The organism is Pseudomonas sp. EGD-AK9 (assembly GCF_000465935.2).
Lineage (GTDB): Bacteria > Pseudomonadota > Gammaproteobacteria > Pseudomonadales > Pseudomonadaceae > Aquipseudomonas.
Genome location: NZ_AVOF01000077.1, coordinates 1 through 9,995, shown reverse-complemented (window position 1 = coordinate 9,995; position 9,995 = coordinate 1). Strand labels below are relative to the sequence as shown.

Sequence of the window (9,995 nt, the reverse complement as noted above, 5' to 3'; positions counted from 1 at the left end):
CCTTCCACGGCCCGGAGGGCGTCGACTGTCACGCCTGGCCCTGCGTGGTGGACCTGCACGAAGCCTTCTACTTCAAGCCCGACGCCGGCCAGCTGCTCGGCTCGCCGGCCAACGCCGACCCGGTGGCGCCGCACGACGTGCAGCCGGAGGAGCTGGACATCGCCATGGGCATCTACCAGATCGAGGAGCACACCAGCCTGAGCATCCGCCGCCCGGCGCACACCTGGGCCGGGCTGCGCAGCTTCGTCGCCGACGGCGACCTGGTGGCCGGCTACGACGGCCAGGCCGAGGGCTTCTTCTGGGTCGCCGCCCAGGGCGGCTACGGCATCCAGACCAGCGCGGCGATGGGTCAGGCCAGCGCCGCGCTGATCCGCCGCCAGCCGCTGCCCGAGGCGCTGACCCGCTTCGGCCTCGACGAAGCCATGCTCAGCCCAGCGCGGCTGCGCCAGTAGCCCAGATGCAGTCCGGGGGTGCCTTGATGACGCCCCCGGCGCTTTGCGGCACACTCGTCGCGCCGACCCAGGAGCCCACCGCATGACGCCCCGCCCCGCCGCCGATCTCGACAACTACCGCGCCATCGCCGACGCCATCGCCACCCTGTTCTTCCCCCACGCCGAGGTGGTGCTGCACGACCTGCGCACGCAGAAGATCGACCATATCGCCAACAACATCTCCAAGCGCGCGGTGGGCGATGACGCCGCCCTGGAGGACATGCTCGACGACGCCGGCGACGCACGCAGCATCGGCCCCTACGAGAAGCTCAACTGGGACGGGCAGAAGATCCGCTCGGTCAGCAGCGTGCTGCGCGACGCCGGCGGCAAGCCGGTCGCGGTGCTGTGCATCAACCTCAATATCTCGCTGTTCGAGAGCGCCCGTCAGGCACTCGACCTGTTCCTCTCGGCGAACAAGCTGATCCCCCAGCCCGACGCGCTGTTTCGCGACGACTGGCAGGAGCGCATCAACACCTTCCTCCACGCCTGGCTGCGCCAGCGCCAGCTCGGCCTCAACCTGCTGACCCGCGAGCACAAGCGCGAACTGGTCGAGGCGCTGCACGCCGAAGGCGCGTTCAAGGGCAAGAGCGCCGCCAACTACGTGGCCAACGTGCTGAACATGGGCCGGGCGACGGTGTACAAGCACCTCAAGGAAATCAAGGGCGAAAGCTGAGAGCCAGCCCGCCGGCAAGCGCCGGCGGGCTCGCCGCGTCACTTCTGGCTGTAGCTCTGGATCAGGTTGGCGTAGGCCGGCAGGTGGCCGCCGAGGATGCCGCCGAAGCCTTCGATGTCGTTGCGCCAGTCGCGGTGCAGTTCGCAACCGACGCTGAACCAGTTGAGCATCTGCGCCCCGGCATGGGCCATGCGCATCAGCGCAGCGTCGCGCACGCTGGTGTTGAAGGTGCCCGAGGCGTCGGTGACGACGAACACCTCATAGCCGGCCTGCAGCGCCGACAGGGTCGGGAAGGCCACGCAGACGTCGGTGACCACCCCGGCGATGATCAGCTGCTTGCGCCCGGTGGCCTCGATGGCCTTGACGAAATCGGCGTTGTCCCAGGCGTTGATCTGCCCCGGCCGGGCGATATAGGGCGCATCGGGGAACATGGCCTTGAGCTCGGGCACGATCGGCCCGTTGGGGCCGTTCTCGAAGCTGGTGGTGAGGATGGTCGGCAGGTTGAAGAACTTGGCGATGTCGGCCAGCGCCAGCACGTTGTTCTTGAACTCGTCCGGCGTGTAGTCGCGCACCAGCGAGAGCAGGCCGGCCTGGTGGTCGACCAGCAGCACGACGGCATCGTCCTTGTTCAGGCGGTTATAGGTGAAAGACATGGCGCAGCCTCCTGTAGCGGTGAGGGAGCCCGGTTGCGGGCGTGAACCCAAAGCCTAGCCCGACTCGGCGGCCTCGACCTCCCGCCGCCCGACGAAATGGTTTTTCGCTCAAACCGAACAATCCAGCTCCCGGCGAGGCGTTATGCTGAACGGCACACTGGCTCAACGCGTGCACCGCCATGAAACTGGATATTGCGGAAATCGAGACCTTTCTGCGCGTCGCCGAACTGGGCAGCGTCAGCCTGGCCGCCCAGCAGCTGGGGGTGGCCAAGTCGGTGGTGAGCAAACGCCTCAGCGACCTGGAACGCCACCTCGGCGCCCGCCTGCTGTTCCGCTCGACGCGCAAGGTCGCCCCGACCGACAGCGGCCAGCGCTTCTACCGCCAGGCCAGGGCCGCGCTCGAAGAACTGCGGGCCGCCGCCGAGGCCGTCGCCAGCGAGGACGGCAGCCTGGCCGGCAGCCTGCGCATCCTCGCGCCGATGAGCTTCGGCACGCTGTGGCTGGCGCCGCAACTGACGAGCTTCATGCGCCTGCATCCGCAACTGGAAATGGCGCTGCAACTGGACGACCGGGTCAGCGACTTCGAGCGCGAGGGCTACGACCTGTGCCTGCGCATCTCGCGCCTGCACGACCGCGCGCTGATCGCCCGCCGCCTGGGCAGCAGCCCGCGGGTGGTGTGCTGCAGCCCGGACTACATCCGCGCCCACGGTGCCCCCGAGCGCCTCGAGCAGCTGCTCGAACACCCCTGCATCGGTTACTGCAACCTGAGCGCCGAACAGCTCTGGTCGTTCGACGACCCCGCCGCGCCCCAGCGCCCGCTGACCCTGGCGCCCGGCGGGCGCTTCACCAGCAACAACGGCGAGGCCATGCGCGATGCGGCGCTGGCCGGGCTGGGCCTGGCGGTGCTGCCGCGCTTTATCGTCCAGCCCGACCTGCAGGCCGGCCGCCTGCTGCAGGTACTGCCCGAGGCGCGGCCCACGGCCGATGAGATCCACGCCCTCTACCCGCGTTCGCACCGCGCCTCGGTCAAGATCCAGGCGCTGTGCGACTTCCTCCAGCAGGCGCTGCACGCGGCCGCCTGGACGACCGACGGCGCGCGCTGAACTCAGGTTTCCACGCCCGGCTCGAAGCCTTCGTCCGCGGCCGCATCCGGCTCGGCCTCGGGCTGCTCGGCCGGCTCTTCCTGCGCAGGCTTGCCGAGCGCCTGGTTGGCCGACTCCTGCAGCCTGTCGACCTGCTTGTTCAGCTGCTCCACCGCCTCGCCGACGGCGTCGTCGAGCAGGGCCTGGGCCTGCTGCTCGGTTTCCTCGACGAGCTTCTGGGCGGACTGCTCGGCCGCCTCGCATCCGGCCAGAACGACCAGCGCCAGGCCGAGCGCGGAAAGGGAAAGGCTGCGTAACGGGCTATGCATACAACGTCCTCTTGGGCGACGCCTGCGCGTCGGTCGATGGGGGATGGGGCGCTCAGTCCGCGAGCGATTTCGGCGCGCTCGCCGGCGGCTGGCCACGGGTCTTGTACAGCGACAGCAGCACGCCACCGATCAGCAGGCCGAGGGTCACGCTCAGCGACACCGCCGCCGGAATCTTGCCGATGATACCGACCAGGAAGATCTTCGCGCCGATGAACACCAGCACCAGGGCCAGGGCGTACTTGAGGTAGGCGAAGCGGTGGATCAGCGCCGCCAGGGCGAAATACAGGGCACGCAGGCCGAGGATGGCGAAGATGTTCGAGGTGTAGACGATGAACGGATCCTGGGTGATGGCGAAGATCGCCGGCACGCTGTCGATGGCGAACATCAGGTCGGCGCACTCGATCAGAATCAGCGCCAGGAACAGCGGTGTCACCCACAGCACGCTGCGGCCGTTGCCGTCGTCCTGACGCACGAAGAAGCGCTCGCCGTGCAGGCGCTCGGTCACACGCAGGCGTTTGCGCAGGAACTTCACCAGCAGGTTGTTTTCCAGATCGGGCGCATCGTCGAGCTTGGCGAACAGCATCTTCACCCCGGTGAAGAACAGGAAGGCGCCGAACAGGTAGAGAATCCAGCTGAACTGGTGGATCAGCGCCGCGCCCAGGCCGATCATGATCGCGCGCAGCACCAGCACGCCCATGATCCCCCAGAACAGCACCTTGTGCTGGTACTGCCGCGGGATCGCCAGGAAGCTGAAGATCATCGCCATGAGGAACACGTTGTCCATCGACAGCGATTTTTCAATCAGAAAGCCGGTGAGGTAATCCATGCTGGCGTCGCCGCCTTTCTGGAAGAACACCCAGACGCCGAACAGCAGGCCCGCGGTGATGTAGCCGGCCGACAGCAGCAGGCTCTCGCGCACGCCGATTTCGCGGTTGTCGCGATGCAGCACGCCCAGGTCGAAGGCCAGCAGGGAGATAACGACGGCGATGAAGACCAGCCACAACCAGGTGGCGGTGCCGAGGAACTCGGCGAAGAGAAACGGTTCTAGGGCAGTCATGGAGCCCCTCCTACAGTCAGATTGAACAGACTGTGATTCCGACATCGCGGTGTTAACCGCCAGAGGGGCCCGGCATCACGGCGCAAAGATACTCAGGCGGCAAACGCCGCTCAACCGCGCAGAGTTTGCAAAGTATTTCCCGTTTTCCGCCGCCCCAAGGGACCGCAGCCGTCTTGAGGCGCCCGCTTGCCGGCGATGAGTACGACGGCGCCAGGATCGCCCGCAAGCGGGCTCCTGCGGGGTTCGCTGTGGCACTGAACCGGGGCGAAGGCTTCAGAACAACCCCAGCTGCCCGTCCACCAGGCGCTCGAAATCGCCGCCGACGAACGGCAGGATGGCATCGGCCACCGGCTTGAGCTGGCGACTGAGGTAGTGCTCGTAGTCGATGGGCGACAGCAGGCACTCCAGCGGCTGCGGCCCGGCGGTGGTGATCAGGTAGCCGATCCAGCCGCCGCGCTGGTACTGCAGCGGCCGGCCGAGGCGCTGGTTGTGCTCGTCGGCGCTGCGCGCGGCGCGCACGTGCGGCGGCACGTTGCGCTGGTAGTCGTCGAGGCGCCGACGCAGGCGTTTGCGATAGACCAGCAGCTCGTCCAGCTCGCCGGCCAGGGTGCGTTTGACGTAGTCGCGCACGTAGTCCTCGTAGGGCTGGCCGGCGAACACCAGGCGGTACAGCTCCTGCTGGAAGCGCTGGGCCAGCGGCGACCAGTCGCTGCGCACCGTCTCCAGGCCCTTGAACACCAGGCGTTCGCTGCCATCCGCCGCCCGTACCAGGCCGGCGTAGCGCTTCTTGCTGCCCTCCTCGGTGCCGCGAATAGTGGGCATCAGAAAGCGCCGGTAATGGGTCTCGAACTGCAGCTCCAGGGCGCTGACCAGACCATGCTCCTGCTGCAAATGTTCGCGCCACCAGGCATTGACCCTTGATACCAGGGCGCGGCCGATCTGCGCCGCCTCGGCCTCGTCGTGGGCGCGGCCGAGCCAGACGAAGGTCGAATCGGTGTCGCCGTAGATCACCGCATAACCCTCGGCTTCGATCAGCTCGCGGGTGCGCTTCATGATCTGGTGCCCGCGCAGGGTGATGGACGAAGCCAGGCGCGGGTCGAAGAAGCGGCAGCCACTGGAGCCGAGCACCCCGTAGAAGGCGTTCATGATGATCTTCAGCGCCTGCGACAGCGCCGCGTTGCCGTCGCGCTTGGCCGCCTCGCGCCCCTGCCAGACCCGCTCGACTATGGCCGGCAGGCAGTGCCGGGTGCGCGAGAAGCGCGCGCCGCGAAAACCTTCCACCGAATGCGCGTCGTCCGGCTTCTGCAACCCTTCCACCAGACCCAGCGGGTCGATCAGGAAGCTGCGGATGATCGAGGGATACAGGCTCTTGTAGTCCAGCACCAGCACCGAGTCGTACAGGCCGGGGCGCGAATCCATGACGAAGCCGCCGGGGCTGTTCTCGCCCCGAATGTCGCCGAGGTTCGGCGCGACGAAGCCCAGGCGGTGCATCGGCGGCAGGTACAGGTGGGTGAAGGCCGCCACCGAACCGCCGCTGCGGTCGGCGGCCAGGCCGGTGACGCTGGAGCGCTCGAGGAGGAAGGCGAGCAGGTCGGTGTGGGCGAAGATGCGCGTGACCAGCTCGCAGTCCTTGAGGTTGTAGTGCGCCAGCGCCGGCTTGTCCTCGTCGAACATGCGCTGGATCTCGTCCATCCGCGCGTAGGGGGTGTCGATGGCCTTGCCTTCACCGAGCAGGGTCTGCGCCACCGACTCCAGGCTGAACGAGGGGAAGCTCCAGGTCGCCGAGCGCAGCGCCTCGATGCCGTCGATGATCAGCCGCCCGGCGGCCTCGGCGAAGTAGTGCTGGCTGCTGTTGTGCTGGCGCCAGCCCATCACGTCGCCGCCGCGCCCGAGGCGCAGCGGCACCTTGAGCTGCTCGGCGTGCTCGCGCAGCACGCGCAGGTCGAACTGCACCAGGTTCCAGCCGATGATGGCGTCGGGATCAAAGCGCGCCAGCCAGCCATTCAGCCGTTCGAGCAGGGCCTTGCGGCTGGCGCAGTACTCCAGCTCGAAATCCACGCCGCCGGCATCGCCATTGGCCGGCCCGAGCATATACACCTGGCGCTGGCCGCAGCCCTCCAGGGCGATGGAATACAGCTCGCCGCGGGCGCTGGTCTCGATATCCAGCGACACCAGGCGCAGCGTCGGGCGGTAATCGGCGGCGGGCTTGAGCGACGTGCACAGCAGGCTGCCGTCTTCCTGGGCAGTGCCCGCGAAGCTGACGGAAGCGGTGATAAAGCGCTCCATCAGGTAGCGCTCCGGCGGGCGGATATCGGCCTCGTAGACGTCCACGCCGACCTGGCGCAGCTTCTTCTCCAGCTGCAGCAACTGGCGGTACTGGCGGCAGTACAGGCCCAGCACCGGGCGGCGCTTGAAGTCGCGCAGGGCCAGCTCGCGCAGCTCGACGCCCTTTTCATCGCGCAGCAGCGGCTCGGCCCAGGCGCGCTGCTCGGCCGGGATAAAGGCCACCGACTCCTGCCGCGGCAGGCGCACCTGGCGCGGGCCGTCATCGGTGGCCAGCCAGAAGGCCACTTCGGTACCTTCCGGCGTGTCGCGCCAATGGCGGCTGAGCACGAAGCCTTGCTGGGGTTGCGTCATCATCGTTTCAGGCAAGCACGGCCTACCCCTCTCCCGCTTACGGGAGAGGCGAGAAACAGCCTCTGCCGCTGCCCATCACCTCGAACCAAACTGGCCGGCCATTCTACGCCAGCGGTTACAATGGCGCCTTTTCCGCGGAGCGCTTCGATGAGCAGCCATCCTCCCTACGGCACGGGCGACGCCTCCTACCAGGCGGCCGGCGGCAGCGACGGCCTGCGCCGCCTGGTCGACGACTTCTACCGGCTGATGGACGAGCGCGCCGAAGCCGCCGCCCTGCGTGCCCTGCACCCGGCCGACCTGAGCGCCTCGCGCGACAAGCTGGCGCGTTTCCTCAGCGGCTGGCTGGGCGGCCCGCGGCTGTTCGCCGAGAAATACGGCAGCATCAGCATCCCCAGCTTCCATGCCCAATGGCCGATCGACGCGGCCCTCGCCGAGAGCTGGCTGGACTGCATGGCCGGCGCCATCGCCCTGCAGCCCTATGAACCGGCCTTCGCCGACTACCTGCTGGCCCAGTTGCGCGTGCCCGCGCAGCGCATCGTCCAGGCCAGCCACAACCGACACCAGAGTGGAAAACCGACATGAGCCTCGAGCTGATCATCGAAGACCTGCAACCGGGCGACGGCAAGGCCGTGGTCAAGGGCGCCCTGATCACCACCCAGTACCGCGGCTGGCTGGAGGACGGCAGCGAGTTCGACTCCTCCTACTCGCGCGGCAAGCCCTTCCAGTGCGTGATCGGCAGCGGCCGGGTGATCAAGGGCTGGGACCAGGGCCTGATGGGCATGCAGGTGGGCGGCAAGCGCAAGCTGCTGGTGCCCGCGCACCTGGGCTATGGCGAGCGCACCATGGGTTCGATACCGCCGAACGCCAACCTGATCTTCGAAATCGAGCTGCTGGAAGTGCTGACCCGCGATGACTGACGCCGCCCTCGTCACCCTGCGCGAGCATTTGTTGAATGCGCTGGCGCACCATCCGGGCGCCGAAACCCGCCGCCTGCTCCACGGTCGTGGCCGCTGCTGGCCGGGGCTGGAGCAGATCACCGTCGACTGGCTGTCCGGGATCGTCCTGGTGATGCTGTTTCGCGAGCCTTCGCCGGCGTTAAAGCCGCTGCTGATCGAGCTGCTGCAGACGCCGCAGTGGCAGGCCAGCGGCGCCCGCGGCCTGCTGCTGCAGCACCGCTACGTGCAGGGCAGCGAGAGCGAATGGCTGGCCGGCGAGCCCCAGGCGCAATGGCCGATTCTCGAAGACGGCCTGCGCTACCTGCTGGATCTGGGCAGCAAGCAGAACAGCGGGCTGTTTCTCGACATGCGCCTGGGCCGCCAGTGGGTGCGCGAGCAGGCCGCCGGCAAGCGCGTGCTCAACCTGTTCGCCTACACCTGCGGCTTCTCGGTGGCGGCCATCGCCGGCGGCGCCGAGCGGGTGGTCAACCTGGACATGGCGCGCGCGGCGCTGTCGCGCGGGCGCGACAACCATCGCCTGAACGAGCATGACCTCGCCCGGGTGGAGTTTCTCGGCCACGAGCTGTTCAAGTCCTGGGGCAAGGTACGCAAGAGCGGGCCCTATGACCTGGTGATCATCGACCCGCCGAGCTTCCAAAAAGGCAGCTTCGCCCTCACCCAGGACTATCGCAAGATCCTCCGCCGCCTGCCCGAACTGCTCGGCGAGCGCGGCACCGTGCTGGCCTGCGTCAACGACCCGGATATCGGCCCGGACTTTCTCATCGACGGCATGGCCGAGGAGGCGCCGCAGCTGCGTTTTGCGCGGCGCCTGGACAACCCGCCGGAGTTTCCCGACATCTCGGCCGAAAGCGGCCTGAAGGCGCTGGTGTTCCAGCTGTAGCCCGGATGCAATACGGGCTGCGGGGCGTGGCGCCGGCCGTTCCACAGGCTGCGCCGTGCGCACCGGCCAGGATCCCGGCGCGGTGCGCCTCGTTCAGTCGCCATAGATGTCGAAGCTGAAGTAGCGCTGCTGGATCTGCTGATACTTGCCGTTGGCGCGGATCGCGGCGATGGCGGCGTTGAGCTTGCCGAGCAGCTCGCTGTCGCCCTTGCGCACGGCGATGCCGGCGCCCTCGCCGAAGTAGGCCGGATCGGTGAAGGACGGCCCGACGAAGGCGAAACCCTTGCCGTTGTCGGTCTTGAGGAAGCCCTCCTCCACCGGAATGGCGTCGGCCAGGGTGCCGTCCAGGCGCCCGGAGATCAGGTCCAGGTAGATTTCGTTCTGCGAGCTGTAGCGCACCACCTGCACGCCCTGGGCGGCCATCACCTCGCTGGCGAAGCGGTCGGTGGTGGTGGCGCGCTGTACGCCGATGCGCTTGCCCTTGAGGTTGGCGAAGTCGGCGTCGACCGTGCTGCCTTCCTTCATCACCAGGCGCGCCGGGCTGTAGTAGTACTTGCCGGTGAAGTCCACCGACTTGCGCCGCTCGTCTGTGATGGTCATGGACGAGAGGATGGCGTCGACCTTCTTCACCTTGAGCGAGGGGATCAGGCCGTCGAACTCCTGCTCGACCCACTGGCACTGCACCTTCATCTCGGCGCACAGGGCGTTGCCGATGTCCACGTCGAAGCCGGCGATCTCGCCGCTGGCCTCCTTGTAGGCGAACGGCGGGTAGGCCGCCTCGATACCCAGGCGCAGTGGCTTGTCGGCGGCGAACGGGCTGGAAGCCATCAGGCTCAGGGCGATGGCGCCCAGCCAGGCGAGTTTCTTCATGGTCGTGTCTCCTGCTGCGGAATGAACGAGCTCGCCGCGCGCGACAAGGCGGCGGAACCCGGTGGGAAGGCGAAGGGGCAGAAGCAAGGCGCGCCGACCCACGACGAATCGAGGGGCACGCGGTGCGCGGAGGGAAATGGGGAGGACTGCATGGGTCGCTCTCGCTTATACATTAAAGTCCACTCTGGACTTTAATGTACAAATCGTCAACCCCTGCGCTCAGCGCAACCCGAGGCGCTTCGCCAATCTACTGAGATTGGCCCGATCGATCCCCAGCTCGCGCGCGGCATCGGCCCACTTGCCCTGGTGGCGCGCCAGGCATTGCTCGATCAGCCGGCGCTGGTAGGCATCCAGTGCGCTGCGCAGG

The 9,995-nt window shown here is 67.7% G+C and carries 12 protein-coding genes; 6 read left to right on the top strand and 6 right to left on the bottom strand.

The genetic code is table 11. The annotated features are described in order from the left end of the window. Both N878_RS04370 and N878_RS04365 read left to right on the top strand, forming a co-directional pair. A partial coding sequence (locus N878_RS04370) for an FAD-dependent oxidoreductase (RefSeq protein ID WP_021442470.1) occupies positions 1-452 on the top strand: 452 nt, incomplete at its 5' end. Positions 453-534: 82 nt separating this feature from the next. Next, positions 535-1,164 carry a transcriptional regulator gene (locus tag N878_RS04365; protein ID WP_021442469.1) on the top strand — a complete coding sequence of 210 codons (630 nt, stop codon included), beginning with the start codon at positions 535-537 and terminating at the stop codon, positions 1,162-1,164. A 38-nt stretch (positions 1,165-1,202) separates the two neighbouring features. Here the strand turns inward: N878_RS04365 and ycaC are convergent, their stop codons facing one another. Continuing rightward, positions 1,203-1,817: an isochorismate family cysteine hydrolase YcaC gene (gene ycaC / locus N878_RS04360; protein ID WP_021442468.1), complete on the bottom strand. Its 615-nt coding sequence runs from the start codon at positions 1,815-1,817 to the stop codon at positions 1,203-1,205. A gap of 179 nt (positions 1,818-1,996) precedes the next feature. Here ycaC and N878_RS04355 point away from each other — a divergent pair, with 179 nt between their 5' ends. Further along, a complete protein-coding gene (locus tag N878_RS04355) occupies positions 1,997-2,920 on the top strand; it encodes a LysR family transcriptional regulator (RefSeq protein ID WP_021442467.1) in 924 nt (307 codons plus the stop codon). A gap of 2 nt (positions 2,921-2,922) precedes the next feature. Here N878_RS04355 and N878_RS04350 read toward each other — a convergent pair whose 3' ends face one another. The 3 genes from N878_RS04350 to N878_RS04340 form a co-directional block, all read right to left on the bottom strand. Continuing rightward, positions 2,923-3,228 carry a hypothetical protein gene (locus tag N878_RS04350; protein ID WP_021442466.1) on the bottom strand — a complete coding sequence of 102 codons (306 nt, stop codon included), beginning with the start codon at positions 3,226-3,228 and terminating at the stop codon, positions 2,923-2,925. Between the two features lie 52 nt (positions 3,229-3,280). Then, complete coding sequence (locus N878_RS04345) at positions 3,281-4,285, bottom strand: TerC family protein (protein ID WP_021442465.1); 1,005 nt, start codon at positions 4,283-4,285, stop codon at positions 3,281-3,283. A 273-nt stretch (positions 4,286-4,558) separates the two neighbouring features. Further along, positions 4,559-6,922, bottom strand: coding sequence for a DNA polymerase II (locus N878_RS04340; RefSeq protein WP_021442464.1), 2,364 nt, complete (start codon positions 6,920-6,922; stop codon positions 4,559-4,561). Between the two features lie 147 nt (positions 6,923-7,069). On the opposite strand from N878_RS04340, the gene N878_RS04335 reads away from it, so the two are divergent. Genes N878_RS04335 through N878_RS04325 form a run of 3 tightly spaced genes read left to right on the top strand, consistent with a single transcriptional unit; the run spans position 7,070 to position 8,758 of the window. Next, positions 7,070-7,504 carry a group II truncated hemoglobin gene (locus N878_RS04335; protein WP_021442463.1) on the top strand — a complete coding sequence of 145 codons (435 nt, stop codon included), beginning with the start codon at positions 7,070-7,072 and terminating at the stop codon, positions 7,502-7,504. Beyond that, entirely contained in the window at positions 7,501-7,839 is a 339-nt protein-coding gene (locus N878_RS04330; protein ID WP_021442462.1) for an FKBP-type peptidyl-prolyl cis-trans isomerase, read from the top strand. Before N878_RS04335 ends, N878_RS04330 begins: the two co-directional genes overlap by 4 nt. Beyond that, complete coding sequence (locus N878_RS04325) at positions 7,832-8,758, top strand: class I SAM-dependent methyltransferase (RefSeq protein ID WP_021442461.1); 927 nt, start codon at positions 7,832-7,834, stop codon at positions 8,756-8,758. The genes N878_RS04330 and N878_RS04325 overlap by 8 nt, the downstream gene beginning before the upstream one ends. A gap of 93 nt (positions 8,759-8,851) precedes the next feature. On the opposite strand, the gene N878_RS04320 is transcribed toward N878_RS04325, so the two are convergent. Both N878_RS04320 and N878_RS26625 read right to left on the bottom strand, forming a co-directional pair. Next, the gene (locus N878_RS04320) at positions 8,852-9,628 is read right to left on the bottom strand and encodes an ABC transporter substrate-binding protein (protein WP_021442460.1); all 777 of its coding nucleotides are present in this window, start codon (positions 9,626-9,628) and stop codon (positions 8,852-8,854) included. 219 nt (positions 9,629-9,847) lie between these two features. Continuing rightward, on the bottom strand, positions 9,848-9,995 hold a 148-nt coding region (locus tag N878_RS26625), incomplete at its 5' end, for a helix-turn-helix domain-containing protein (protein WP_156350852.1).